We start from the raw sequence: 25,872 nt of genomic DNA, 5'->3' as shown, positions 1-25,872 counted from the left end.
CGCGACCTGATCGCGGCGGTGTGCACATCCCTGTGCGTACCCAGTCACCGGTCCTGTGCGTTCCATGCTTCGGCGTTCGCCATCGCGCAAGCCAATGGCTTGCGCGATGCCTCAACCAGAGATCGCCAACCGCTCCTGGTGGTAGCGTCGCACCGCGGCGACCCATAGCAGTGCGGCGAGGCCGAAGCCGGCGGCCAGGTAGATCGCCCAGACCTGGGCATCGATGACCTCGCCGCGGATCACCTTGAGCAGCAGCTGGTTCTGCGCGAGGAACGGCACCGCGAACTGCCACAGCTGGGTCTTGATCGGGTTCACCGCCAGCGCGATCGTCGGGATCATCGGCAGCAGCATCAGCCAGGTCATGTGGCTCTGCGCCTCCTTCATGCTCTTGGCCGCGGCCGACAGGTAGGTCAGCAGCGTGGTGCCGATGAACAGCATCGGCACCAGGATCAGCAGCATCTTGCCGATCGCGGCGAAGCGCACGTCGAGCATCTTGGCCACGCCCGTCGCCATCTGCGCGCTGAGCTTGAACGCGAGCAGGGTCAGCAGCAGCGACAGCAGGCCAAGCACGCAGGCCGCGGCGATCTTGCCGCTGACGATCGCGCCGCGTCCGGCCGGCGTGGCCAGCAGCGGTTCCAGCGACTGGCGTTCGCGCTCGCCGGCGGTGGCGTCCATGATCAGGTAGGCGCCGCCGAGGAACGACATCAGGATCAGCAGGTACGGCAGGATCGACGACAGCATCAGGCCGCGCTTGGCGTCCTCGCTGGCGAGGTCGCGGTTGCCGATGGTGAGTGCGCGCGTGACCGAGGGGTCGATACCGCGCGCGAGCAGGCGCAATGCACCGACCTGGTCGCGGTAGGCGGCCAGCGCCGCACGCAGGCGCGCGATCGGGATCTCGGCATTGCGGCGGGTGCTGTCCTGCACGATCTCGACCAGGGCCGGCTGGCCGTCACGCCAATCGCGGTCGTAGTGGCTGTGGATGCGCAGGCCGACGTCGATGTCCTGGCGGACGATGGCGGCGTCGAGGTCGCGCGGTGCCGGCGTCGCCTTGATGCCTTGCGTGGCCAGGAATGCGATCAGGTTCGGCGCCCGCTCCTGATCGGCCACTGGCACCTCCAGCACCTGGTCGAGCTGGGTCTTGGTGCGGCTCTCGGCCAGGGAGCCGATGCCGATCATCAGCAGCGGGTACAGCAGCGGACCGAGCAGCAGCGCCAGCGCCAGGGTGCGGCGGTCGCGCGAGATGTCGCGCAGCTCCTTGCGCATCACCGCCCACAGCGTGGCGAAGGCGTTGCTCTTGTTGGCGTGGGCGGTCATGCGTGCAGGCCCTCCTCGGAGCCGATGGCCTTGACGAAGGCATCCTCGAGGTTGGCCTCGCCGGTCTGCGCGCGCAGCTCCTCGGCGCTGCCGGCGGCGACCACCTGGCCCTTGGCGATGATGACGATGCGGTCACACAGCGCCGCGACCTCCTGCATGATGTGGCTGGAGAAGATCACGCAGCGGCCCTCGCTGCGCAGTTGCTGCAGGAAGCCGCGCATCGCGCGCGTGGTCATCACGTCCAGGCCATTGGTTGGCTCGTCGAGGATCACGTTCTTCGGGTCGTGCACCAGCGCCCGCGCGATCGCGGTCTTGGTGCGCTGGCCCTGCGAGAAACCTTCGGTCTGGCGGTCGAGGATGTCGTCCATCTGCAGCGCCGTCGACAACGTGCGCGTGCGCTGCGCGATCACGTCCTTCGACAGGCCGTGCAGCTGCCCGAAGTAGGCGATGTTCTCGCGCGCGGTCAGGCGCTTGTACACGCCGCGCGCATCGGGCAGCACGCCGAGCGCGCGCCGCACCGCGGCGGGGTCGCGCGCGGCATCGATGCCGTCGACCAGCACCTGGCCGGCGTCGGGTTTCATCAGCGTGTAGAGCATGCGCAAGGTGGTGGTCTTGCCGGCACCGTTGGGGCCGAGCAGGCCGGTGATCTCACCGTCGCGCGCCTCGAAGTGGACGCCGTCGACGGCCTTCACCGTGCCGGTCTTGGCCTTGAAGGCCTTGTGCAAATCGTTTGCGATGATCATGGGTTCGGTCCTTGGCTGGGCGCGCGGTGCGCGAGCACGCGGCTCACGGTTCCCAGCCATTGAAGCTGGTGAACGGCGGCACGTAGCCGATCGTGTCGAGGCAATGGGCATCGAGCTGTTTGGCGTCGGTCGATTCGATGAACTGACCGACCAGCTTGGGCAGGCAGCCGATGCCGCTGACGTTGTGGCCCTGGCCGCGCAGCACCAGGTGGCGGCCGTTGCGCAGGCCGGCGAGCACCTGCTCGCCGTAGCTCGGCGGCGTGACCGGATCGATCTCGCCCGACAGCAGCAAGGCCGGCACGTCGGACTGCAGCGGCTGGTTGAAGTCGGCCGGGCGCTGACCGCGTGGCCAGTGCGTGCAGGCGGCGAAGAACGCCGTGGCCACCTCGCTGCCGAGCACGGTGCCGGCGTCACCCGGGTCGGCGCGATAGCGGTCGGCATCCTCGGCGCAGATCACCGACCACTGCATGCCGTGCGTCATCTGCCCGCCGACCTCGCGCGACATCATCTGCGCCAGCGCTATCAGCGGTGCGTAGCGGCCGTGCCCGGCCTCGTCGATGACCACCGGCAGCAGCGAAGCCATCTGCGGCATGTACGAGAACAGATGGGTCAGGCCGACCACGGTCTCGGCATCGAGCGTGTCGCGCTTGTGCTCGCCGCTGGTGGGGTCGCGGTACTCGACCACCACCGGTGCGTCAGCGAGGCGGGTCTTCAGGTCGCGCAGCTGGGTGCGCAAATCGGTGGCGAAGCGGGCCTTGCAGCTGGGCAGCTGCTGGCACTGGGCGATCTGCAACCCGAGCGAACGCTCGAAGGTGCGGGCGAACTCACCGCCGACCACCAGCGGGTTGGGCGCGACGCCGTCGAGCACCAGCGCACGGGTGTGCTGCGGGTGCCGCGCGGCGTACTGCTGGGCGACGCGGGTGCCGTAGGACACGCCGACCAGGTTGATGCGGTCGACGCCGAGCGCGCGGCGCACCGCGTCCAGATCGGCCACCGCCTCGGTGGTGGTGTACAGACGCGGATCGGCACGGCCGGCCAGCGCTTGCGCGCAGCGCTGCGCGAACGCAGCGATCGCCGCGGCGCTGGCGTCGGTCTCGTCAGGCTTCAGCGGTTGACCGTTGCCGTCGCGGCACGTCAGCGGACTGAGCCGGCCGGTGCCGCGCTGGTCGATCAGGACGATATCGCGTTGCTTGCGTACCTCGCGCAGGGCCATGTCGACCGTGGCGGCGTGCTCGGTCGCGGCCTGGCCGGGACCGCCGGCAAGGAAGAACACCGGGTCGGCGGTGCCGCCGCCCTGGTCCTTGGCCGGCAACCAGGCGATGTTCAGGGCGATCTTGCGGCCGCCCGGCTCGGCCGGGTTCTCGGCGACGTCGAACGTCGTGCATTGCGCGTCGATGCTCGTCGCGGCCAACGGACTCGACAGCGTGCACGGCTCGAACGCGAGCGCGCCGTAGTGGCGGATGCCCGCGACAGCGGTGTCGCTGCGGGCCGTGTCCTGGCCGCAGCCGGACAGCAACAGGAGCGCCGCGAGGGCGGCGGTCGATACTCGGGTGGTGCGCATGGTCCCCTCTCATCCATCAGGCAGAGCGCCTTCAGCATGACAGACGCGAGCCTGCGATCGGATGTGACCAACGCCGTGATCGTCGCACTGTGCGCGGTGCGGTTGCGGCTTGAGTGCGTGGCTGGGGATTCGCCGCAGGTGTTTATTTGCTGCTGACGTACTTCTCGCGGCGGGCAAGTGAGGCCGGGCTTGCGGGGCACCGCCTCGCGGGCGAACGAGCGCCACGCGCGCTGCGCGTGGCCGGGGATCCGTCGCGGGCGTTTATTTGCTGCTGACGTACTTCTCGCGGCGGATCTGCGGCACCGGCAGGCCGTAGCCCTTCAGCGCCTCGAAGCAGGTATCGACCATGTTCGGATTGCCGCACAGGTAGGCGATGTCGCCGGCCGCGTTGGGGCCGAACTCCTCGAGAAACTGCTGCACGTAGCCATGACGCACGTCTGGATGCGGGTCAGCGGGCAACTCGCGTGACAAGCACGGCACGAAGCGGAAATTCTGCGGGTGCTTGTCGGCGAAGGCGCGGAACTCGTCGCCGTAGAGCAACTCGGCCGGCGTGCGCGCGCCGAACAGCAGCACCACCTGGATGCCGCGCTCGCGGATCATCGCCTCCAGCTGCGGCAGCATCGCCCGGTACGGGGTCACGCCGGTGCCGGTGCCGATCAGCAGGTAACGGGCGTTGCTGTCGGCGGGCATCAGGCAGAAACGGCCGAACGGTCCGCTGGCATCGACCTGTCCGCCGGCCTCCAGCCCTTCGAACAACGCCGTCGCCGCGCCGCCGGCCACGTAGCTGACCGCGATCTCCACCGCCTCGCCCGGGCCCAGCGCGTGGTCGTGGATCGTCGCCAGCGAGTAGCTGCGCTTGGTCGCGGTGCCGTCGGCGTAGGTGAAATGCACCTGGATGAACTGGCCGGGGATGAAGTCCAGCGGCTGGCCGTCGTCGCGCACGAAGGTGTAGTGGCCGACCGTGGGGGCCAGCATGCGGCGCGAGACGAGCTTGAGCGGGAAGTGCTGGATGGCCACGGCGGATTCTTGGAAGCGGTGATCTGTGGGCGGTGATCGGGCGGCGATGATCTGGAGCGGCGTGGATCTGCGGCGGCGTGATGCAGCGAAAGCTGCAACAGTGTGTGGCCGCAGTGCCGCCACGGGGCCGCCTATACTACCGTTTATCGCCGCGCGGCTCGCGGCGCAGGCGTTGTCCATGACCCGTGCAGTCGATAGTCCCACCGCGGTTTCCACCGCTCCCGCGCTGTCCGTGCGCGATCTGCGCAAGACCTACGGCAACCGCGTCGAGGCGCTCAAGGGCGTCTCGCTCGACGTCGCCCCGGGCGATTTCTTCGCCCTGCTCGGCCCCAACGGCGCTGGCAAGAGCACCCTGATCGGCATCGTCAGCTCGCTGGTCAACCTGTCCGCGGGTTCGGTGTCGATCTTCGGCGTCCACCTGGCCCGCCAGCGCGACGCGGCGATGCGCCTGATCGGCCTGGTGCCGCAGGAGCTGAACTTCAACATGTTCGAGAAGCCGCTCGACATCCTGGTCAACTACGCCGGTTTCTACGGCGTTCCGCGCGCTGAAGCCCTGGTGCGCGCCGAGGTCGAGCTCAAGCGCGCCCACCTGTGGGACAAGGCGCAGATGATGAGCCGCACGCTCTCCGGCGGCATGAAGCGGCGGCTGATGATCGCCCGCGCCATGATGACGCGACCACGCTTGCTGATCCTCGACGAGCCCACCGCCGGCGTCGACATCGAGATCCGCCGCGGCATGTGGAAGACGCTCAAGGATATCAATGCCGCCGGCACCACCATCATCCTGACCACGCATTACCTGGAAGAAGCCGAGAGCCTGTGCCGCAACCTGGCCATCATCGACCGCGGCCGCATCGTCGAGCAGGGGCCGATGAAGGCGCTGCTGGCCAAGCTCGACGTCGAGGGCTTCCTGCTCGACATCGACGGGCAACTGCCGGCGGAGCTGCCGGCGATCGAAGGCACCACGCTGCTGGCCAGCGATGACCACACCCTCGACATCGAGATGCCGCGTGCGATGGATCTCAACCGCGTGTTCGCCGTGCTCGGCGAGGCCGGCATCCGCGTGCGTTCGATGCGCACCAAGTCCAACCGCCTCGAAGAACTGTTCGTGCGCCTGACCGGCGAGAATGCGCAGGACAGCACCGCCCAGACGCCGCCGGAGCAGGTCGCATGAACCAGGTCGTCACCACCGCCGATGAACCCACCGTCGCCCAGCGCAACCTCGTCGCGCTGGGCACCATCGTGCGGCGCGAGGTCAGCCGCATCCTGCGCATCTGGGGCCAGACCCTGGTGCCGCCGGCGATCACCATGACCTTGTACTTCCTGATCTTCGGCGGCCTGATCGGCTCGCGCGTGGGCACCATGGACGGCATCAAGTACATGGATTTCATCGTCCCCGGCCTGGTGATGATGAGCGTGATCCAGAACAGCTACGGCAATATCAGTTCGTCGTTCTTCGGCGCCAAGTTCGGCCGCCACATCGAGGAGCTGCTGGTCAGCCCGATGCCGAACTGGGTGATCCTGACCGGCTACGTCGCCGGCGCGGTGCTGCGTGGCCTGATGGTGGGCGCGATCGTGCTGGTGATCGCGATGGCGTTCACCAAGGTGCGCGTGCCGCACCCGCTGGTGACCTTCACCACGGTGTTGCTGGGCGCGACGATCTTCTCGCTGGCCGGCTTCGTCAACGCGGCCTACGCCAAGAAGTTCGACGACATCGCCATCGTGCCGACCTTCATCCTCACCCCGCTGACCTACCTGGGCGGCGTGTTCTATTCGGTCAAGCTGCTGCCGCCGTGGGCCGAGGCGATGACCCACGCCAACCCGATCTTCTACATGGTCAACGCGTTCCGCTACGGCCTGCTCGGCGTGTCCGACGTGCCACTGTGGGTGGCTTACGCGCTGATGCTGGGCTTCGCCGCCGCGCTGGCCGCGCTGGGGCTGTGGCTGCTCAAGCGCGGCATTGGCCTGCGCAGCTGACATGCGCATGCTGGTGCTGGGTGCCGGCGGCACCGGCGGCTACTTCGGTGGCCGTTTGGCGCAGGCCGGCAGCGATGTCACGTTTCTGGTGCGCGCCGCGCGCGTGGCGCCGCTGCGCGAACGCGGATTGCAACTGCGCAGCCCGCTCGGCGATGCGCGCATCGCGGTGACGGCGGTCAGCGCCGCCGAATTGCCTGCACTGGCGCAGGCGCGACCGTTCGATCTGGTCCTGCTCAGCTGCAAGGCCTACGACCTCGACATCGCCCTCGACGACATCGCCCCGGCGATCGCCGCACACACCGGCGTGCTGCCGATCCTCAACGGACTGCGCCATTACGCCGCGCTCGATGCGCGCTTTGGTACGGAACGCGTGCTGGGTGGCCTGTGCTTCATCAGCGCCATGAAAGGCCCCGACGGCGAAGTGCTGCATCTGGGCCGGCCGGCGTCGATCACCTTTGGCGAACGCTTCTGTGATCGCGGCAGCGACCGCACGGCCGCGTTCGCGCACGCCTGCGCGCAGGCCGGCATCGACCACGTGCGCTCGCCGTGCATCGCCCAGGAGCAGTGGGCCAAGTACAGCTTCCTCACCGCGCTCGCCGCGGGCACCTGCCTGATGCGTGCCAGCGTCGGCCGCATCATCGCCGGCGAAAGCGGCGATGCATTCATGCGCGCGCTGTACCGCGAGTGCCTGGCGGTGGCCACCGCCGCCGGCGAGCCCGTCGCCGAGGCCGCGCAACAGGCCGCGCTCGCCACCTTGACGCAAGCCGACTCGCCGCTGACCGCGTCGATGCTGCGTGACCTGCAGGCCGGGCAACCGGTCGAGGCGGAGCAGATCGTCGGCGACATGCTGCATCGCGGCGCCACCGCCGGCTTGTCCACGCCGCTGCTCGCGGCGGCCTGGTGCCACCTGCAGGCCTACGAAGCAAAGCGCGTCGCGGCCGCCGCGGTTTCCTCGCCTTAGCGGACGCGCTCGCCGTCCAGTTCAATCGCGGTGCCGTGCCGGAGCAGGGCTCCGCCGTCGGTGCTCGCGGTGCGTTGGCCGGCGCAGCCCCAGACGCGGGCCGTAGCGACGGTTGGTTCCCGGTATCCGCGTGCGATCGCTGCGCCGCCGCGACGGTGCCGACGAGGCGGTTGGCAATTCGCCGGTTTCACCCGGTGGCGCCACGCCGGACGGCGCGGTAGCGGTCGGCGGCAGGTCGAAGCGGTAGCCGTAGCCGTGGACCGTGTGCAGGTAGTGGGGGGATTGCGCGTCCTCGCCGAAGGCGTGGCGCAGCAGCGTCATGATCCGGTTGAGCACGCCCGGGGTGACGTGGCGGTGGCCCCAGACCGCATCGACGATTTCGTCGCGGGCGAAGACCTGCCCTGGCGCACTCGCCAGCAAACTCAGCACCGCGAATGCCTTGGGCTCCAGCGGCAGCGGTTCGCCGGCGCGCAGCAGGCGCCGGCCGGCGAGGTCAAGCACGTAGTCGTCGAAAGCCAACACGGCGGGAACGGAGGAAGGCATCGCGGCGTTCGTGCAGGAAGTTCTTACCGTTACGCGATACGGCGGCGGCGGCGGCCTCGGCAAACCCTCGTGGCAACCTCGGGCAAACCTCAGGACCCGACGGCGCGCCCGCGCGAGGCTGGCGGTGCCGGGTATTCCGGCGTCCTGGAGACTCGCCATGAACCTCCCCATTGCCTTGCTCGCACTGGCCGTCGCGTGGCCGGCCGCGGTTGCCGGCTCGCAGCCGCAGCCGGAGAAGCTCGTGCTCGACTGCGACCGCGTGGCGCTGCCCAGCCAGCAGGCGGTGGCGCGCCTGACCGGCATCGACAACATCGGCCAGGCCTATGCGGCGCGCGCCGATCTGATGGCGCAGGGCCAGCGGGCGTGCCAGCGCGAGGGCGTGGCGCAGGTGCGCCTGCTGTGGAACCCGACGGGCCAGGTCGACGTCGGCCGGCCGGAGCCGCGGGTGAGCGGTCTGTGAAGCCGGCTCAGCGCGGCGGCAGGCGGAAGAACGCGGTCGCGGCCGCAGCGCTGTTGGCGGCGGTGACGGCGACGTCCTCGCCGCGGTCGCGGGCGAGCTCGGCGACGATGTGCGCCAGGTACATCGGCTCGTTGCGCCGGTGCGACGGTGCCGGCCTGACCGTGCGTGGCAGCAGATAGGGCGCGTCGGTCTCGATCAGCAACCGGTCGGCGGGAATGTGCCGGACCAGCTCTCGCAGGTGCTGGCCGCGGCGCTCGTCGCACAGCCAGCCGGTGATGCCGATGTACCAGTCGCGGTCGAGGTAGTCGAACAGCTCCGCGCGCGTGCCGGTAAAGCAGTGCACCACCGCAGGGCCGAGACGGCCATCGAAGTTGTGCATCATCGCCATGAAGTCGGCGTGCGCGTCGCGCTGGTGCAGGAACAGCGGTTTGCGCGTGTCCACCGCGATCTGCAACTGCAGCTCGAACGCGCGCCGCTGCGCCGGGCGCGGCGAGAAATCGCGGAAGTAATCCAGCCCGCATTCGCCGACCGCGACCACCTCGCTGTGCGCGTGCAGCTCGCGCAGCTCCGCGTCGCATTCGGCGGTGTACTCGCTGGCGTGGTGCGGGTGCACGCCGGCGGTGGCGAACAGCTCGCCGGGATGCTGCTTGGCCAGCTTCAGCGCCAGCGGCGAGTGCTCGCGACTGGCGCCGGTGACCACCATCCGCGTCACGCCGGCATCGCGCGCGCGGGCCATCACCGCATCGCGGTCGGGGTCGAAGGAGTCATGGGTGAGGTTGGCGCCGATGTCGATCAGTTGCATGGGCACAGTCTAGCAATCGCGCCTGCACGCTACGTGCCCGGAGCGGCTTCAACCGCGAGCTTTACGATTGCCCGCGAAGGTTCAAGAGCTCGCGGCTGAAGCCGCTCCTACGGACACCCGCATTCGCCGCGTATCCTTGCGCGCGTGAATCGCCCGACCTTCCCCATCGACGCGCTGCTGCCGCAGATCCGCGCCAGCCTAGCCGAGCACCCGCGCCTGGTGCTGGAGGCGCCGCCCGGTGCCGGCAAGACCACGCAGGTGCCGCCGGCACTGCTCGACGAACCGTGGCTGGCCGGGCAGAAGATCGTGATGCTGGAACCGCGCCGTGTCGCCGCACGCGCGGCGGCCCACTTCATGGCGCGCCAGCGCGGCGAGGTCGCCGGCGACACCATCGGCTACCGCATCCGCTTCGACAACAAGGTCGGCGCCAGCACGCGGATAGAGGTTGTCACCGAGGGCATCCTGACGCGGATGCTGCAGGACGACCCGATGCTGGACGGCGTGGGCGTGCTGCTGTTCGACGAATTTCACGAGCGCCACCTCGCCGCCGATCTCGGCCTCGCGCTGGCCCTCGACGTGCAGGCGCAGGTGCGCCCCGACCTGCGCATCGTGGTGATGTCGGCCACGCTCGACGGCGAGCGCCTGGCGCAGTTCCTCGATGCGCCGCGCTTGAGCAGCGCCGGGCGCAGCTACCCGGTGTCGGTCGCGCACTACCCGGCGCGCCGCGAGGAGAAGCTCGAGCACCAGACGCGGCGAGCGGTCGAGCACGCGTTGGCGCAGCACCCCGGCGACGTGCTGGTGTTCCTGCCCGGCCAGCGCGAGATCGCGCGCGTCGATGCGCTTCTGAGCCCCTCTCCCACCGGAAGAGGGATTGGGGAGAGGGTATGGCGAAGCGACGGGAGTACGAGCGCCAATGACTTCGCCATACCCTCATCCGGCGCTTCGCGTCACCTTCTCCCGGAGGGAGAAGGGAGCGAACACGTTGACGTGCTGCAACTGCACGGTGACTTGCCAGTCGAGCAGCAATCGCGCGTATTGCAAGCCGATCCCGACGGCCGTCGCCGCGTCGTGCTCGCCACCAACGTCGCCGAATCCAGCGTGACCCTGCCCGGCGTGCGCGTGGTGATCGACTCCGGCCTGGCACGCGAGCCGCGCTACGACCCCAACAGCGGCTTCGCCCGCCTCGACGTGATCACGATCGCGCAGGCCTCGGCCGACCAGCGTGCCGGCCGCGCCGGCCGCGTCGCCGAAGGCTGGGCCTACCGACTGTGGCCGCAGTCGCAACGGCTGGAACCGCAGCGCCGGCCCGAGATCGCCCAGGTCGAACTGGCCGGACTGGCGCTGGAACTGGCCGCCTGGGGCGACGCCAACCTGCGCTTCGTCGATGCGCCGCCATCCGGGGCGCTGGCGGCGGCGCGCGAACTGCTGCAGCGGCTGGGTGCACTCGATGGCCAGGCGATCACCCCGCTCGGCCGGCGCATGCTCGCGCTCGGCACCCATCCGCGCCTGGCGGCGATGCTGCTGGCGCCGAGCACGGCGCCCGAACGCGCGCTGGCCTGCGACCTCGCCGCGCTGCTGGAGGCGCGCGACCCCCTGCTGTTGCGAGGCAACCGCAGCCGCAGCGACGCCCTGGCCGAACGCTGGCAGGCGCTGGCCGCCTTCCGCAGCGGTCGCGTGGCGCCCGACGCGTCGCGCTCGGCACTGGCCGCACTCGACCAGGCCAGCAAGCAATGGCGTCGCCGCCTGCGCCTGGAGGTCGCCGCGCCGAGCACCGTGCCCGCGCATGCACTCGGTGACCTGCTGCTGCATGCCTTCCCCGACCGCATAGCCCGCCAGCACCCGTCGGACCCAACCCGCTACCAGCTCGCCAACGGCCGCAGCGCCAAGCTGTTCGACGACAGTGCGCTGTACGGCGAACCGTGGATTGTGATCAGCGAGCTGCGCGCGCTTCGGCAGACGCAGGGTGATCGCGGCGACGCGCAGGTGCTGCGCGCCGCACCGCTGGACGAACAGCGCCTGCGCGTGGATTTCCCGCAGCGTTTCGTCACCGAGGATCGCGTGTTCTGGGACGCGAACACGCGCGGCATCGCCGCCGTCCGTGAAACCCGCTTCGATCGCATCGTCATCGAGAGCAAGGCGCTGGCCAAGCCAGACCCGTCGCGCTACGCCGATGCACTGGTCGACGCGGTGCGCCAGCTTGGCCTGGCATCATTGCCGTGGACGCCGGCGCTGACGCAGTGGCGCGCCCGCGTGCGCTGCCTGCGCATGTGGATGCCGGAACTGGCGCAGGGCGCAGCCACGCTGCCGGAACTCTCCGACGCAGCGCTGCTCGCATCGCTCGATGGCTGGCTCAAACCGGTGCTGAGCGGCAAGACGCGGCTGGATGCATTGAGCGAGCAGGAACTCGGCGAAGCACTGAAGTCGCACGTCGACTGGTCGACGCGCCAGCGCATCGACGCACTGGCACCGACCCGCATCGCCGTGCCTTCCGGCATGGAGCGGTCCGTCGAATACGCCTACGACGACGCGACCGATGCGCCGGTCGCGCCGGTGCTGGCGGTCAAGCTGCAGGAACTGTTCGGCCTGGCCGACACACCGCGCATCGCCGACGGCCGCGTGCCACTGACCCTGCACCTGCTGTCGCCGGGCGGCAAGCCGCTGCAGATCACCCAGGACCTGCGTGGGTTCTGGGATCGCACCTACCCGGAAGTGAAGAAGGAAATGAAGGGCCGCTACCCGCGGCATCCGTGGCCGGACAACCCGTGGTTGGCCATCGCCACCCACCGCGCCAAGCCGCGCGGTACCTAGGCGCGCGTTTCTTGGCTCTTTAATCGCAAGTGCCGCTGGGGCGGCCTGGGTGAAGTCGCGGCGGGAAGTCGCCCGCGGCGCGGCCGGCCGATCCGTGGACGGGACCGTGACCCATCGCGCCAAGCCACGCGTGTGCCAAGCCGCGCGGTGTATCCGTGATCGCGGCGCGTTGCGATCAGGTGACGGCCCGCTCACGCTGTTTCAACGTCAAGATGGCGACACTGGCCGCCGTTTCCGCGGTCCGAGACCTTCGACGATGAGCAAGCTGACTTCGCTGCCCGAGCGCGCACTGGAACTGGCCAGCGCGGTCGGCGACAACCTCAAGAACGCGGTGCCGGCGGTTGGCCAGCACGCCGGCAAATGGCTGGAAACCGGCGCCAAGCTTGGCGCCCTCAAAGGCGGCGTGCGGGTCGCCGGCACGTTCGTGCGACGCAACCCGGTGCTGGTTGCCGCCGCGGTCGCCGGGGCCGGCCTGCTCTGGTACGCGGCGCGGCGCCGCGCCCGCCAAGCCGAGAACGGGTCGGCGGAAGGCCAGGCGATCGAGGGCCGCGCGAAGCGCGTCGATGCGCGCCGTGGCACCGGCCGCGCGCCGGTACGGCAACGCACGGTGGCTGCGCGCGATACCGGCACCTCTACCGGCGCCGAGTAACACGCGGCGGTGCTCAGCAGTCAGCGCTGGCGGCGGCCTGCGGCAACTCGATGACGAACCGCGAGCCGCCGTGCTTGCGCGGCTCGTACCACAGCTCGCCGCCGGCCTTGGCGATGATCTGCTTGGCCAGCGACAGGCCGAGCCCGCTCGACAGGTCGTCAGGGTCGCCGTGGTCGTGCAGACGCACGAACGGGCGGAACAACTCGCGCTGGCGCTCCGGCGCAATGCCGGGGCCGCGGTCGGCGACGACCAGCTGCCAATAGCCGGGCGCACCGGCGCGACCGGCCAGCAACAGCTCGCAGCCGGGGGCGTACTTCATCGCGTTGGTGACCAGGTTCTCGCTGACCTGGCGCAGCACGCGCGCATCGATCGCCACCATCGCCCCGTCCGGCGGCGTCGCCAGCGCGACGCGGATGCCGCGCGCTTCCAGTTGCATCTCGTAGCGCTGCAGCAGCCAGTCCAGGGTCTCGCGCAGGCCGGCACAGTCGCTGTTGGCGCCGTGCGGGCGGTGCCCGGTCTGGCTTTCCAGGTAGTGGCGGATGTAACCGAGGGCGTCGTCGGCGCTCTCGTGGATCATCTGCAGGTAGCGCGGCACGCGCTCGGGCTTGCACAGGCCGCTGTGCAGCAGCTCGCTGGCGAACAGCACGCTGCTGAGCGGGTTCTTGAGGTCGTGCGCGACCAGGTTGACCAGTTCCTCGCGTTCGCGCGCGACCCGCTCCAGGCGGTCGCGGGTCAGCTTGAGGCCGACGTGCGCGGCGACCCGCGCCAGCAATTCTTCCGGCAGGAATGGTTTGGTGACGTAGTCGACCACGCCGGCGTCGAAGGCACGCAGCAGCAGGTCGCGGTCGTGGGCGGCGGTGACGAACACCACCGGCACCCGCGGCGCCCCCTGCTCGCGCAGCGCGGCGAGCACGTCGAACCCATCCATGCCCGGCATCATCATGTCGAGCAGGATCAGGTCGGGCGGGGTTTCGGCGTAGCGTTGCAGCGCTTCGGCGCCGCTGCTGGCGGCGATGACCTCGTAACCCTGTCGTGACAGCAGCACGCCGACCACGCGCAGGTTGGCCGCCTGGTCGTCGACGACGAGAATCCTGCCCGAATTGCTAGCCGCGGTAGCCATGCGTCCCTGTCCCCGGGGCAGCGCCGATCCCCTCGTCGCGCCGCGGTTGCTTACGTAGGAAACGTTAACAGAATCGTCCGCTTTTGCGTGCGTCCACGGACAGTCGGCTGAATCGTTCATCCCGGCGGTTCTCCGCACGCAACGCCGCGTTGCGCGGCACGTCCTGCACAACAATGACAACGCAACGCATGATGGTTCTCCCTACTCGCATCGAGATTCGCGATGAGCCTGCCCCGCCGCCCGCTTGGTCGTTCGTCCTTGTCCGTGGCACCGCTCGCCTTCGGCGGCAACGTGTTCGGCTGGAGCGCCGACGAGGCGACCACGTTCGCCTTGCTGGACGCCTTCGTCGATGCCGGCTTCGACCTGGTCGACACCGCCGACGCCTACTCGTACTGGGTGCCGGGCAACCGCGGCGGTGAATCGGAAACCCTCCTCGGCCGTTGGCTCAAACGCAGCGGCAAGCGCGACAAGGTCACGATCGCGACCAAGGTCGGCAAATGGACGCATCGCCCCGGGCTGGCGCCCGCCAATATCCAGGCGGCCGTCGAGGAATCGCTGCAGCGCCTGTGCACCGACACGATCGACCTGTACCAGGCGCACGCGGACGACCCGGCGACGCCGCTGGCCGACACCCTCGCTGCGTTCGCGCGCTTGATCGAGCAAGGCAAGGTGCGCGCGATCGGGGCGTCCAACTACTCGGCCGCACGCCTGGCGCAGGCGCTGGACACGTCGGAGCGGCTGGACCTGCCGCGTTACGAGAGCCTGCAGCCCGAGTACAACCTCTACGACCGCGCCGGTTACGAGGCCGAGTTGGAGCCGCTGGCGCGCGCGCGCGGACTGGGCGTGATCAATTACTACGCACTGGCCAGCGGGTTTTTGTCCGGCAAATACCGCAGCGCCGGTGATGTCGGCAAGAGCGCGGCGCGTGCCGGGGCGATCGGCCGCTACCTCAACCCACGCGGCGCGCGCATCGTGCAGGCGCTGGACGATGTTGCCGCCGACCTGCGTGCCACCCCAGCGCAGGTTGCACTGGCCTGGCTGATGGCACGCCCGTCGATCACCGCACCGATCGCCAGCGCCACCAGCACCGCCCAGCTGCAGGAACTGATCGGCGCGGCGCGGCTGTCGTTGACGGCGCAGGCGGTCGCCCAGCTCGACCGCGCCAGCGCGGAATGAGCGGCGCCACACCGCCGTATGATCGCCCGACTTCTTCTGCCCCCACCGCCGTGACCACACCCAACGACCCCGCCGCGCGCCGGCTCGGCTTCACCCTGGCCGCGGTTGGCGCCGTGTTGTTTTCGGCCAAGGCGATCCTGGCCAAGTTCCAGTACCGCTACGGCATCGACGCGCTCGACGTGCTGGCGCTGCGCATGCTGCTGTCGCTGCCCTTGTTCGTGCTGCTGGGCGTGCACGAGGCGCGGCGGCCGGGACGCACGCCGATGACGCGGCGCGACTTCGGCCTGATCCTGGTGCTTGGCGTGCTCGGTTACTACCTGTCGAGCCTGTTCGACTTCTGGGGCCTGGAGTACGTGCCGGTCTCGCTGGAGCGGCTGATCCTGTTCCTCAACCCGACCTTCGTGCTGCTGATCGGCATGTTCGCTTTCAAGCGCAAGGTCGCGCGCCGCGAATGGCTGGCCATGGCGGTGAGCTACGCCGGCGTCGCCCTGGTGTTTGTCGAGAACCTGCGCGTGGAGGGCGAGCACGTGCTGTTCGGCAGCGGCCTGGTGTTGCTGGCGGCGCTGAGCTACGCGCTGTACCTGGCGATGTCGGGGCAGCTGCTCAAGCGCATCGGCTCGCTGCGGCTGGTGGCGTACGCGATGTGCGTGTCGACCGCGGCCACGTTGCTGCACTACCTGCTGCTGCGCGACCTGTCGCACCTGCTGCAGCTGCCGGCGCCGGTGTATTGGCTGGCGTTGCTCAACGCGATCTTCTGCACCTTCCTGCCGGTGACCTTCACCATGGGCGCGGTCGCGCGCCTGGGGGCCGGCACTGCCGCGCAGTTGTCGGTGATCGGACCGGTGTCGCTGGTGTTCCTCGGCGCCTGGCTGCTGGGCGAGGCAATCACGCCGGTGCAGCTGATCGGCACGACGGTGGTATTGGCCGGCGTGCTGGTGCTGACCCGGCCGGGGGCGAACTCGGTGCCGGTGCAGGCGACGGCGGACAAAACCACGCCCTGAGCGGGGGCGGCCACGGGGCCGACGCCGGCGGTTCTCGAGTGGACTTGTCAGACCGTTATTGCCTGTGTGCCAATAGCAGCGGGGTGCCTGACGGCATTTTTTGGATTACCAAGGGGGCTTCTATGGACAGGCGGCGGTGGCTGGGGTTGGCGCTGGTGTTGTGCTCGTTTCACGCATGGGCGATAGCGGACGATGAAGTGAGCAAGCTGGTCGAGATCAGCCTGCTGGTGAAAGGCTCGGTCGAAATCGAAGCCGACGGTTCGGTAATCGCGAGCCGGCTCGATGAGAAGGAAAAACTGCCTGCGGGCGTGGTCAAGCTGGTGGATCAGGCCATCGCCGGCTGGAAGTTCGAGCCGGTGCAGGTGGAAGGGCGGGCGGTGAAAGTACGTGCGCCGATGAGCCTGCGCGTGGTCGCCAAGGAGATCGGTGACGAGTTCACTGTCCGCATCAGCGGAGTGGATTTCGGCACGGATCGGCCGGAGGAATTCGTCACCGCCAAGGGCAGGTTGGCGCGGCCGCCCTATCCCGCCGAGGCGGTGTGGAAAGGCGTTGGTGGAACGGTTTACCTGGTGATGCAGATTGGCCGTGACGGCAAGCCGATGCAGATCGTGGCCGAGCAGGTCAACCTGACCAGCGTCGACAACAAGCGCAACATGGAGAAGTGGCGAGCACTGTTGGCGGAGGCGAGCACGGAGATTGCGCGACGTTGGCGATTCAACCCACCGACGAAGGGATCCCTGGTCGATGCGCCGTACTGGACTGCGCGCGTGCCGGTCGATTTCGTTCGTCCCAACCAGCCGGAGCCCAAGTACGGCCAGTGGTATGCCTATATCCCAGGACCTAGGCAGGAGATTCCGTGGTTGCCGGCCGAGGACCGGTCGACGAGTGCCGATACCCTGGTGGCGGGAGGCGTTTACCCGCTTGGCACCGGGCCGCGGCTGCTCACACCGCCGAGCGGTTCCTAGGCGCGGTCTCGCAGTGCCGAAACCTGGGTTCGTGGTGGGGAGCCATTACGGACTCAGGGGCACACCCGCCATTGCCCCGGCGCGAGCTCGTCGAGGCGGTGCGCACCGATCGCCACGCGCACCAGCCGCAGCGTCGGCAGGCCGACCGCGGCGGTCATGCGCCGCACCTGGCGGTTGCGGCCTTCGCTGAGGGTCAGTTCCAGCCAGGCATCGGGCACGGTCTTGCGGAAGCGCACCGGTGGATCGCGCGGCCACAGGGTCGGCGTGTCGATGCGGCGCGCCTGTGCCGGGCGCGTCGGGCCGTCGTTGAGGTCGACGCCGTTGCGCAGCAGGGCCAGCTGGGCGTCGTCCGGTTCGCCTTCGACCTGCACCCAGTAGGTCTTGGTCTGCTTGTGGCGCGGGTCGGTCAGCCGATGCGCTAGGCCACCGTCGTCGGTGAGCAGCAGCAGGCCTTCGCTGTCGTGGTCGAGGCGACCGGCGGCGTACACGTCCGGCGGCAGGCCGAACTCGGCCAGGGTGCGTCGTGGTGGCGTGCTGCGGTCGGTGAACTGGCAGAGCACGCCGTAGGGTTTGTTGAGGGCGATCAGCACGGTGGTGTGGTGGTGTTGGCAGGGCGGAGCAGTGAGGCACCGGGGCGCCCTATCGCGGGTACGGTCGGACTACCTTTGTCGTCATCCCCGCGTAGGCGGGGGCGAAGGGCCGCGCTTGCGAGCCACTGGTTCGCGCGGCGCTGAGCGCCATCGGGCTATGCCCGATGGCCGGGGATCGCAGGTCCAGGGACGTTGCCTCTGCTTCTGGGCTTCGCAGCGACGGCCCAAGAGCTTCCGCCCGCTGTCGCGGTCGGAAAACGGTGTGCATCCATGCACGCCGCCCTTCGGGTCTGGATACGTGATCGGCTGTCAAAAGCTCAAAGCTCAACCCTTATCGTTTGCGCCAAGCGCAGCGGCGTGGCGCGGTAGTTTGCCGTTATCGGCTGCGCGCGCGGCATCGACGATGTGGGCGCACCCACTCATTCTCGGGCGGGCTTGCGGAACCGCAACGTCATCCGGTCGCTCTCGCCGATGGCCTGGTACTTGGCGTCGTCCTTGGCGTCGTGGCGGTTCACCGGTGGCAGGGTCCACACGCCGTTGGGATGGTCGGCGCTGTCCTGGGGGTTGGCGTTGACCTCGCTCTTGGCGTCGAGCACGAAGCCGGCGCCCTGGGCGAGTTCGATCACCAGCGCCTCGGTCAGGTAGCCGGACTTCTTCATCTTCGCCAGGTCGGTGCCGGGCTTGGCGCGGTGCTCGGCCAGACCGAGCGTGCCGCCGGGCTTGAGCACGTCGAAGAACGCCTTGAAATAGGCTTCGGCACTGCCGTCGGACACCCAGTTATGGACGTTGCGGAAGGTCAGCACGGTGTCGGCCGAGCCGGCCGCGCCGAAGCTCGGCGCCTTCGGGTCGAACACGCGCACCTGCGGCGCGCCGTACACCGCGGCGTTGCCGGCGAACTTGGCGCGCAGCTGCTTGTTGAGGTCGTAGCGGTACTTGGGCTGGCCGGTGATGGCGTCGTCCCAGACCGCGGCGACGTACTGGCCGTCGTCCTTCAGGTAGGGCGCGAGGATCTCGCTGTACCAGCCCGCACCGGGGGTGATCTCGATGACGGTCTGGTTCGGGGCGACGCCGAAGAACATCAGCGTCTCGCGCGGGTGGCGGTAGCGGTCGCGCGCGCTGAACTTCGCGTCGCGCCAGTCGCCGGCGACGGCGGCGGTCAGGCCCACTTCGCTGGGGCCGGTGACGGTCGGTGCAGGCGCGGTGGCCGCGGTGTCGGTGACCGCCTCCGCGGTGCGCGTGCTGGCGCACGCGGTCAACAGGGCCGGAACCAGAGCGACAAGCAGCAAGCGTTTCATGCGGTGGCCTCCACGGATGGTGCGCCAGCCTAACGCCAATGCGGCGGCGGCGGCCACCGGGGGCGATACCGAAGACGACGGTTCACGAGCGGCGGTGTGGTGTGGGTGCGTGTTTGCGCGGCGGCCTGCGCGAGGCGCGTTCGCGCGCCGCGGCTTTGCCGGCTTCGTACCGCCCCGCCTCTTCCAGCAGCCAGTCGCGAAATGCGGCCAGGCCGGCGTGTTCGCGCGAGCGCGGCGGCAACACCAGGTAATGCGCGTACTCGGCCTTGAGCCGCTCGTCGAACAGCGCGACCAGGTGGCCGGCCTCGATCAGCGGCCGTGCCAGCGTCATGCGCCCGAGCACGACCCCCAGGCCCTCGACCGCGGCGCGGTGCAGGTTTTCCGAATCGTCGAAGATCGCGACGAAGCGTGCAGGCGGCGTGCCGCCGTAGCGCGCGAACCACTCGCTCCAGCGTCCGCCTGGCGCGCCGAGCAGCGGGAAGCGGTCGAGCGTGGCCAGCGTCGGCCGGCCCAGCTTTTCGATCAGGGCCGGGCTCGCGATCGGTGCCACCCAGTCGTCGAACAGGTGTACCGCGTCCAGTCCCGGCCAATGCCCGGGGCCGTAGCGGATGCCGGCGTCGAGGCCGGTCTCGCGGGCGAAATCGACGACGTTGATGTTGGACTGCAGGCTGAGCTCCAGTTGCGGGTGCGCGGCGAGGAAGCGCGGCAGTCGCGGCACCAGCCAGCTCGACGCGAACGACGGCATCAACGTGATCGTCAGCGCCTCGCCGCGGCGCCGACGCGGCTGCAACGCCTGCTCGATCGCGTCCAGGTGCGGGGCGATGCGATCGAACAGCGCCTGGCCGGCGTCGGTCAGTTCGACGCCGCGCGCGCCGCGCACGAACAGGCGCTCGCCCAGGCGCTCCTCGATGGCGCGGATCTGGTGGCTCAGCGCGCTGACGGTCAGGTGCATCGTCTCGGCGGCGCGGGTGAGGTTGCCGCTGCGCGCGGCAGCGGCGAATCCGAGCAGGGAGTGCAGCGGCGGACGGCTCATGGCGGGCTTCCGGAGGTCGCGAGACTTGAATTAAATTCAAGATTGGCTTGCAAAAGCATCGCTTTTTTGCAGTAAAGCGCGGGTCTATCTTGCATCCCACTCAAGGAAGTTGTCCACGCCACGCGGGCCAGTCCGCCTCAGGAGTCCACCATGAACATCTACACCAATCTGCTGTCCCTGCACGGCTACATCACCGACCCGCACCTGTTCGACGAAGCGCAGCCGCGCTATTCGCAGGGCTACGGCAACCGGGTCGCCTCGGAGAAATTCTTCGCCCCGCTCGGGCATGCCCAGTCGGACAAGGCGACGCCCGCTGCGGCGCCGCGCGACTGCGACGGGACCGTTGCTGGCTGCGCCTGATCGACGGCGTTGACGCGAAGCGCGCGGCGGCATGAACGCCGCGCCGACACAAATCTGCAAACGCGACGGCAAGCAGCGGTCATGGCGCGCATCTAACGTGCCTCGTGCTCAGGGACGAGCGCGATCACGGCATCACCACTCCCTTCCCCCACGGAGTTCCGCCATGCATCTGTTCAAGAACGAGTGCCTGCGTGACACCGGCTACGCCGGTCACGACCTGGTGTTCCGCACGCCGGCGTTCGGCCCGCGCTTCGGCCGCCGCGCCGAGGCCCGGCGCGCGTTTGCCCTGTCCACCGCGGGCCTCCACGACGACGAATCCAGCGACGTCGCCACCCACCCGGTCGAGTGGCACGACACGTACCGCTCGCGGCCGTCCGCCGCCTGACATGTAAGCATCGACGCGTCACACAGGGGCCTCGCCGCGGCATGCGGCGAGGCCATGGCAGAATCCGCGCATGCAGGGCGTTCCCGTTCAATTCGAGCATGCGCAGGACCGCGCCGAGTTCCGTCGGCCGTCGCACCGCGCCGGGGTCGAGCTGTACCGCGCCCACATCGTCCGCCACGCCTTCGAGCCGCACACCCACGAGGCCTACGGCCTGGGCGCGATCGAATCCGGCGTCGAGCGTTTCCGTTACCGTGGCAGCGACCACCTGGCGCCGCCCGACTCGCTGGTGCTGATGAACCCCGATGCCCTGCACACCGGCCGTGCCGAGACCGCAGGCGGCTGGCGCTACCGCATGGCCTACCTCGACCCGGCGGTGGTGGAAGAGGTCAGCGGCGAGCGCGGCTGGTGGTTCGACGCGGCCGTGCGCCACGATCCGGCGCGTGCGCGGCGCGTCACCGCGCTGCTCGATGCGCTGTGGCGCGAGCGCGAACCGCTGGCCTTCGACAGCCTGCTGGCGTCCCTGCTCACGCCGCTGCGCGATCACGCCCGCCGCGCCCGACCCGCGGCGGACGAGGCCGCGCCGCGTTTCGCGCCGGTGCTCGACTACCTGCGCGCGCACCTGGCGCAGCGCCTCACGCTCGACGAGCTCGCCGCCGTGGCCGGGCTCAGCCCGTTTCATTTCCTGCGCAGTTTCCGCGCCCACTACCACGCCACCCCGCAGCAGATGCTGATGGCGCTGCGCCTGTTCGACGCCAAGCGCCGGCTCGCCGCCGGCGAGGCACCGGCGCAGGTGGCCGCGGCCACCGGCCTGAGCGACCAGGCCCACCTCACCCGCGCGTTCGCGCGCCGCTACGGGGTGACGCCGGCGCGCTATCGGCAGCAGATGCGCAACGGATAAGCCCCTCTCCCACCGGGAGAGGGGTTGGGGTGAGGGTCTGGCGAAGTCGTGATGCCGGCATTCCCACAGCGCATCCGCGCTGCACCACCGCGCCACCGCAATCTGGTGCAAGACCGCGCGCCGCGACCGGTGCAGCATCGCCGCATGTGGATCGGAACCTTCTACGCACTGGCGGCCGGGCTGATGTGGGGCCTGGTGTTTGTCAGCCCGCTGCTGTTGCCGGAGTACCCGGCGGCGCTGCAGTCGGTCGGCCGCTACCTCGCCTTCGGCCTGATCGCGCTGCCGCTGGCCTGGTTGGACCGGGCCGCCTTGCGCCGGCTTACTCGCGCCGACTGGATCGAGGCGCTGAAGCTGGCCGTGATCGGCAACCTGCTCTATTACCTGTGCCTGGCCAGTGCCATCCAACGCGCCGGCGCGCCGGTGCCGACAATGATCATTGGCACCTTGCCGGTGGTGATCGCGGTCAGCGCCAATTTGCGCGGCGCGCATCATGCAAGCATCGGCCGCGACGGTCGCCTGCCGTGGCTGCGCTTGCTGCCGTCGCTGCTGCTGATCGCCGCCGGCATCGGCTGCGTCAACCAGGTCGAGCTGACCGCGCTGCGCAACGATGCCGACGCCGAACCGCTGCGCTACGCCCAGGGCGCGCTGCTCGCGGTGATCGCGGTGGCGTGCTGGACCTGGTACCCGCTGCGCAACGCCGACTGGTTGCGTGCACACCCCGAGCGCAGTCCGCGCACCTGGGCCACCGCCCAGGGCGTGGCGATACTGCCGCTGGCGCTGCTTGGCTACGCGCTGCTGTGGGGCGGCATGGCGCTGACCGGCAGTGATTTTCCGATGCCGCTGGGGCCACGGCCGGGGTTCTTTGTCGGCCTGATGGTCGCAATCGGCCTGTTCGCGTCGTGGCTGGGCACGTTGTGCTGGAACGAAGCCAGCCAGCGCCTGCCGACCGCACTGGCCGGGCAGTTGATCGTGTTCGAAACGCTGGCTGCGCTTGCCTACGCCTTCGTCCTGCGCGGGCGCATGCCGGAGCCGCTGACGCTGCTCGGCATCGCGTTGCTGATCGCCGGGGTGCTGTGGGCGGTGCGGATCAAGCCGGAGCCGACCGCGAGCGAGGGTCACGCGACCTGAGCGTGGCCGCCGGTACTGCGCGCGTTACGGCTGGCTCGTGCCCAGGGTGCGCGTGCCGGTGATGATCATCCGCACCATCTGCGTGAGCTGCTCGATGAGTTCCGCATCCTTCTCCGGTGGCAGGTCCATCGCCGCCGCGCCCATGGCGAAGGCCAACCGGGTGATGGCGCGGGCAGCCAGCGCCGGCTCGTAGAGGGTGACGCCGTCCTGGGCCGCCAGGCGGATCAGGTCGACGCGCAGTTCTTCCTCGAAGAAGTTCAGTTCGCGGTCCACCGCCTGCTTGAACGCGTCCGAGCCGACCGTGCCCTCGCGCAGCAGCACGTGCAGCAGCTGGTCGTCGGCGCGCACCTGCTCGATGAAGGCCTCGACCGAGCCGCGCACGATGCTCTGGCCGCGGCCGATGCGGTGGCGCGCCTTGCCGACGATCTCGCGCAGCGAACGCCCGGCCAGGTCGATCAGGGCCACGGCCAGCTCGTCGACGTCGCGGAATTGCCGGTAGAAGCTGTTCGGCGCGATTCCGGCCTCGCGCGCCACCTCGCGCAGGCTCAGGCTCGACACGCTGCGGTGCGGGCCGATCAGGCGCAGCGCGGCGGCGATCAGGTCGTCGCGGGAGATCGAGGCCTTGCGGCCCGGGGCGTGATCGACGGGCGCGGCCGGAGTGACGGAGCGTGGGGTCACGGGGTGCAGGGATCGGGCCGGGGGCAACATCATATCGGTGTCGTTTATATACAGTTGTATACACGACTGTGTATCCAACTGTATAGTGCGGCCATGCTTACCCCCGAAGCAACCCGTCCCGCGACCCCAGCCCGGCTCAGGCGCCTGGTCCAGCCGCTCGTGCCCCCGGCATTGTTTGATTTCTGGGCCTCGCGGCTGCACCCGACCTGGTCGTGGCAGCGCCCGCTGGCGCGCATCGTCGCGCGCCAGACCGAGTCCGCCGACGCGGTCACCCTGCTGCTGCAGCCCAACCGCCATTGGGCCGGCGCCCTCCCGGGCCAGCACCTCAACCTCGGAGTCGAGGTCGACGGTGTGCGCGTCACCCGCAGCTACAGCCTGTCCGATGCGGTGCGCGCCGACGGCCGCGTCGCGATCACCGTCAAGGCGATCAGCGGCGGTCGGCTGAGCCAGCACCTGTGCCAACGGGCGCAGGTCGGCGACGTGCTCGAGCTGGACGCGGCGTTCGGCGACATGACGCTGCCCGCGTCGCCGCACGGGCGCTGGCTGTTCCTCGCCGCCGGCAGCGGCATCACGCCGTTGATGGCGATGGTGCGCCAGCTCGCCGCGCAGGGCATGCCGGTGCCGCTGACCCTGGTGTACTGGACGCGTACGCGCGCCGAGCGCTGCTTTGCCGACGAGCTGCGTGCGCTGGCGGCCAAGCACGCCGATTTCACCGTCCATTTCGTCCTGACCCGCGAGCCGGCGACGCTGGCCGACGAGGGCGAAGGCCGCATCGACGCGATGCGGTTGTCGGCCTGCGTGCCGGACCTGGACACGCGGCAGGTCTTCGCCTGCGGCCCCGGTGGCTTCGTCGACCAGGCCCGCGCGCTGGCGGCACCGCAGGCGCGGTCGTTCCACGCCGAAGCCTTCACCCCGCCGCCGCGGCTCATCGGCGATACCGGCACCGCCCAGGTCACGCTCGCCGCCAGCGGCCGTACGTTGACGCTGCCGCGTGGCGCCTCGCTGCTGGCCGCGCTCGAAGCCGCCGGGTTGAAGCCGGCCGCCGGCTGCCGCATGGGCATCTGCAACACCTGCGCCTGCGCCAAGCGCAGCGGCACCACCCGTCACCTACACACCGGCGAGGAGGTCGGCGAGCCGGTGTCCGCGCTCAGGCTGTGCGTGAACAGCGCCGCCAGCGATCTCGTCATCGATCTTTGATAAGACCTTCCGTCATGACCGCAAAAATCCGCAACCGTCCCCTGACCGCATCCGAGCTTGACGCCTTCGGCAACGAGCTCGACGCGCTGCGTGCGCGCACCGCCGCCACGCTCGGCCAGGCCGACGCCGACTACATCCGCGGCATCGTCAAGGCGGTGCGCTACAGCGGCTTCGCCGGCCGCGTGTTGCTGTTCGCCGGCGCCATCGGCGGCGGCACGCTGTGGCCGTGGCTGCTGTGGCCGGCCTGCATCGCCGGCGCGTTGCTGCTGGCGCTGTCCAAGATCCTGGAGAACATGGAGCTGGGCCACAACGTCATGCACGGCCAGTACGACTGGATGCGCGACCCGCAACTCAACGGCAAGACCTACGAGTGGGACATCGCCGGCACCAGTGACAACTGGCGCAAGACGCACAACTTCAAGCACCACACCTACACCAATGTGCGCGGCATGGACGACGACATCGGCTACGGCCTGCTGCGCATTTTTCCCGAGCAGCGCTGGCGGCCGTTCTATCTGGTGCAGCCGCTGGTGGCGGTGGTGTTCGCGCTGCTGTTCCAGTGGGGCGTGGCGATCCAGGACCTCAAGCTGGGACGCTGGCTGGCCGGCAAGACCAGCCACGCCAAGATGCGCGCGCTGTTCCGCCCAGTGCGGCGCAAGATACTGCGTCAGCTGTTGAAGGACTACCTGCTGTTCCCGCTATTGGCTGGACCGTTCTTCCTGCCGGTGCTGCTCGGCAACCTGGTCGCCAACGGCCTGCGCAACGTGTGGACGTACGTGATCATCTTCTGCGGCCACTTCACGGCCGACGCCGAGACCTTCGCCAAGGAGTCGATCCGCGGTGAGTCGCGCGGGCACTGGTACCTGCGCCAGCTGCGCGGCTCGTCCAACCTCGCCGGTGGCAAGCTGCTCAACGTGCTGTCGGGCAACCTCAGCCACCAGATCGAGCACCACTTCTACCCGGACCTGCCGGCCAACCGCTACGCCACGATGGCGGTCGAGGTGCGCGCGATCTGCGCACGCTACGGCCAGCACTACAACACCGGTTCGCTGCCGCGACAGTTCGGCCAGGTGATCTGGCGCATCGTGCGCCACGCCTTCCCCAGCCGGCCGCGACCGGCGACAGCCGCGCTGCAGCCGGCGCCGCAGGGCGGCTAGGCAGGCTTGAAGCCTCATCACATCACGCTCCTGAAAGCCAGAAGGCCCGCTTCA

Annotated in this window: 26 protein-coding genes; 15 read left to right on the top strand and 11 right to left on the bottom strand. The window is 69.6% G+C overall.

Features of this window, described 5'->3' with window-relative positions; genetic code table 11:
• Window positions 1-111: 111 nt before the first annotated feature.
• From ACFOLC_RS14970 to ACFOLC_RS14955, 4 genes are all read right to left on the bottom strand, one after another.
• Window positions 112-1,314, bottom strand: coding sequence for an ABC transporter permease (locus ACFOLC_RS14970; RefSeq protein ID WP_386760065.1), 1,203 nt, complete (start codon window positions 1,312-1,314; stop codon window positions 112-114).
• Window positions 1,311-2,057, bottom strand: coding sequence for an ABC transporter ATP-binding protein (locus ACFOLC_RS14965; protein WP_386760064.1), 747 nt, complete (start codon window positions 2,055-2,057; stop codon window positions 1,311-1,313). The genes ACFOLC_RS14970 and ACFOLC_RS14965 overlap by 4 nt, the downstream gene beginning before the upstream one ends.
• Before the next feature lie 43 nt (window positions 2,058-2,100).
• Window positions 2,101-3,618 carry an alpha/beta hydrolase gene (locus ACFOLC_RS14960; RefSeq protein WP_386760063.1) on the bottom strand — a complete coding sequence of 506 codons (1,518 nt, stop codon included), beginning with the start codon at window positions 3,616-3,618 and terminating at the stop codon, window positions 2,101-2,103.
• A gap of 261 nt (window positions 3,619-3,879) precedes the next feature.
• Window positions 3,880-4,635, bottom strand: coding sequence for a ferredoxin--NADP reductase (locus tag ACFOLC_RS14955; protein ID WP_386760062.1), 756 nt, complete (start codon window positions 4,633-4,635; stop codon window positions 3,880-3,882).
• Window positions 4,636-4,813: 178 nt separating this feature from the next.
• Here ACFOLC_RS14955 and ACFOLC_RS14950 point away from each other — a divergent pair, with 178 nt between their 5' ends.
• From ACFOLC_RS14950 to panE, 3 genes are read left to right on the top strand one after another with little or no spacing between them, the layout of a single operon-like run.
• Entirely contained in the window at window positions 4,814-5,809 is a 996-nt protein-coding gene (locus ACFOLC_RS14950) for an ABC transporter ATP-binding protein (RefSeq protein WP_386760061.1), read from the top strand.
• The gene (locus tag ACFOLC_RS14945) at window positions 5,806-6,612 is read left to right on the top strand and encodes an ABC transporter permease (protein ID WP_386760060.1); all 807 of its coding nucleotides are present in this window, start codon (window positions 5,806-5,808) and stop codon (window positions 6,610-6,612) included. The genes ACFOLC_RS14950 and ACFOLC_RS14945 overlap by 4 nt, the downstream gene beginning before the upstream one ends.
• A gap of 1 nt (window position 6,613) precedes the next feature.
• Complete coding sequence (gene panE, locus ACFOLC_RS14940; protein WP_386760059.1) at window positions 6,614-7,573, top strand: 2-dehydropantoate 2-reductase; 960 nt, start codon at window positions 6,614-6,616, stop codon at window positions 7,571-7,573.
• A 21-nt stretch (window positions 7,574-7,594) separates the two neighbouring features.
• On the opposite strand, the gene ACFOLC_RS14935 is transcribed toward panE, so the two are convergent.
• Window positions 7,595-8,116 (bottom strand): winged helix-turn-helix domain-containing protein, encoded by a 522-nt coding sequence (locus ACFOLC_RS14935; RefSeq protein WP_386760058.1) that lies wholly within the window; start codon window positions 8,114-8,116, stop codon window positions 7,595-7,597.
• A 157-nt stretch (window positions 8,117-8,273) separates the two neighbouring features.
• Here ACFOLC_RS14935 and ACFOLC_RS14930 point away from each other — a divergent pair, with 157 nt between their 5' ends.
• Window positions 8,274-8,576, top strand: a complete 303-nt coding sequence (locus tag ACFOLC_RS14930; protein WP_386760057.1) for a hypothetical protein — start codon at window positions 8,274-8,276, stop codon at window positions 8,574-8,576.
• Window positions 8,577-8,583: 7 nt separating this feature from the next.
• On the opposite strand, the gene ACFOLC_RS14925 is transcribed toward ACFOLC_RS14930, so the two are convergent.
• A complete protein-coding gene (locus ACFOLC_RS14925; RefSeq protein WP_386760056.1) occupies window positions 8,584-9,378 on the bottom strand; it encodes a TatD family hydrolase in 795 nt (264 codons plus the stop codon).
• Between the two features lie 144 nt (window positions 9,379-9,522).
• Between ACFOLC_RS14925 and hrpB the strand changes: the two genes are divergently transcribed.
• Together hrpB and ACFOLC_RS14915 are read left to right on the top strand one after the other, a co-directional pair.
• Window positions 9,523-12,186, top strand: a complete 2,664-nt coding sequence (gene hrpB, locus ACFOLC_RS14920; RefSeq protein ID WP_386760055.1) for an ATP-dependent helicase HrpB — start codon at window positions 9,523-9,525, stop codon at window positions 12,184-12,186.
• Window positions 12,187-12,442: 256 nt separating this feature from the next.
• Complete coding sequence (locus ACFOLC_RS14915; protein WP_386760054.1) at window positions 12,443-12,835, top strand: hypothetical protein; 393 nt, start codon at window positions 12,443-12,445, stop codon at window positions 12,833-12,835.
• A gap of 13 nt (window positions 12,836-12,848) precedes the next feature.
• Here the strand turns inward: ACFOLC_RS14915 and ACFOLC_RS14910 are convergent, their stop codons facing one another.
• The gene (locus ACFOLC_RS14910) at window positions 12,849-13,955 is read right to left on the bottom strand and encodes a hybrid sensor histidine kinase/response regulator (RefSeq protein ID WP_386760053.1); all 1,107 of its coding nucleotides are present in this window, start codon (window positions 13,953-13,955) and stop codon (window positions 12,849-12,851) included.
• Window positions 13,956-14,177: 222 nt separating this feature from the next.
• On the opposite strand from ACFOLC_RS14910, the gene ACFOLC_RS14905 reads away from it, so the two are divergent.
• From ACFOLC_RS14905 to ACFOLC_RS14895, 3 genes are all read left to right on the top strand, one after another.
• Complete coding sequence (locus ACFOLC_RS14905; RefSeq protein ID WP_386760052.1) at window positions 14,178-15,131, top strand: aldo/keto reductase; 954 nt, start codon at window positions 14,178-14,180, stop codon at window positions 15,129-15,131.
• A gap of 50 nt (window positions 15,132-15,181) precedes the next feature.
• Window positions 15,182-16,132, top strand: coding sequence for a DMT family transporter (locus tag ACFOLC_RS14900; protein WP_386760051.1), 951 nt, complete (start codon window positions 15,182-15,184; stop codon window positions 16,130-16,132).
• A 197-nt stretch (window positions 16,133-16,329) separates the two neighbouring features.
• Window positions 16,330-17,097, top strand: a complete 768-nt coding sequence (locus ACFOLC_RS14895; protein WP_386760050.1) for a hypothetical protein — start codon at window positions 16,330-16,332, stop codon at window positions 17,095-17,097.
• Between the two features lie 53 nt (window positions 17,098-17,150).
• Here ACFOLC_RS14895 and ACFOLC_RS14890 read toward each other — a convergent pair whose 3' ends face one another.
• From ACFOLC_RS14890 to ACFOLC_RS14880, 3 genes are all read right to left on the bottom strand, one after another.
• Window positions 17,151-17,687, bottom strand: a complete 537-nt coding sequence (locus ACFOLC_RS14890; RefSeq protein WP_386760049.1) for a pseudouridine synthase — start codon at window positions 17,685-17,687, stop codon at window positions 17,151-17,153.
• 419 nt (window positions 17,688-18,106) lie between these two features.
• Window positions 18,107-18,982, bottom strand: coding sequence for a class I SAM-dependent methyltransferase (locus tag ACFOLC_RS14885; protein WP_386760048.1), 876 nt, complete (start codon window positions 18,980-18,982; stop codon window positions 18,107-18,109).
• An 82-nt stretch (window positions 18,983-19,064) separates the two neighbouring features.
• A complete protein-coding gene (locus ACFOLC_RS14880) occupies window positions 19,065-20,015 on the bottom strand; it encodes a LysR substrate-binding domain-containing protein (protein ID WP_386760047.1) in 951 nt (316 codons plus the stop codon).
• A 150-nt stretch (window positions 20,016-20,165) separates the two neighbouring features.
• On the opposite strand from ACFOLC_RS14880, the gene ACFOLC_RS14875 reads away from it, so the two are divergent.
• The 4 genes from ACFOLC_RS14875 (at window position 20,166) to ACFOLC_RS14860 (ending at window position 22,786) form a co-directional block, all read left to right on the top strand.
• Window positions 20,166-20,375, top strand: a complete 210-nt coding sequence (locus tag ACFOLC_RS14875) for a hypothetical protein (RefSeq protein WP_386760046.1) — start codon at window positions 20,166-20,168, stop codon at window positions 20,373-20,375.
• Between the two features lie 163 nt (window positions 20,376-20,538).
• Window positions 20,539-20,760, top strand: coding sequence for a hypothetical protein (locus tag ACFOLC_RS14870; RefSeq protein ID WP_386760045.1), 222 nt, complete (start codon window positions 20,539-20,541; stop codon window positions 20,758-20,760).
• Window positions 20,761-20,830: 70 nt separating this feature from the next.
• The gene (locus ACFOLC_RS14865) at window positions 20,831-21,658 is read left to right on the top strand and encodes an AraC family transcriptional regulator (protein ID WP_386760044.1); all 828 of its coding nucleotides are present in this window, start codon (window positions 20,831-20,833) and stop codon (window positions 21,656-21,658) included.
• A gap of 51 nt (window positions 21,659-21,709) precedes the next feature.
• A complete protein-coding gene (locus ACFOLC_RS14860) occupies window positions 21,710-22,786 on the top strand; it encodes a DMT family transporter (protein WP_386760043.1) in 1,077 nt (358 codons plus the stop codon).
• A gap of 24 nt (window positions 22,787-22,810) precedes the next feature.
• On the opposite strand, the gene fabR is transcribed toward ACFOLC_RS14860, so the two are convergent.
• Window positions 22,811-23,464, bottom strand: a complete 654-nt coding sequence (gene fabR, locus ACFOLC_RS14855) for an HTH-type transcriptional repressor FabR (RefSeq protein ID WP_386760042.1) — start codon at window positions 23,462-23,464, stop codon at window positions 22,811-22,813.
• A 93-nt stretch (window positions 23,465-23,557) separates the two neighbouring features.
• On the opposite strand from fabR, the gene ACFOLC_RS14850 reads away from it, so the two are divergent.
• The gene (locus tag ACFOLC_RS14850; protein ID WP_386760041.1) at window positions 23,558-24,661 is read left to right on the top strand and encodes a ferredoxin reductase; all 1,104 of its coding nucleotides are present in this window, start codon (window positions 23,558-23,560) and stop codon (window positions 24,659-24,661) included.
• Window positions 24,662-24,675: 14 nt separating this feature from the next.
• Window positions 24,676-25,818: a fatty acid desaturase family protein gene (locus tag ACFOLC_RS14845; RefSeq protein ID WP_386760040.1), complete on the top strand. Its 1,143-nt coding sequence runs from the start codon at window positions 24,676-24,678 to the stop codon at window positions 25,816-25,818.
• Window positions 25,819-25,872: the final 54 nt, after the last annotated feature.

This window comes from Lysobacter cavernae (assembly GCF_042648505.1).
GTDB lineage: Bacteria > Pseudomonadota > Gammaproteobacteria > Xanthomonadales > Xanthomonadaceae > Lysobacter_L > Lysobacter_L cavernae.
Note: the sequence above shows the minus strand (reverse complement) of the source record. Positions and strands in the feature narration are given on the sequence as shown.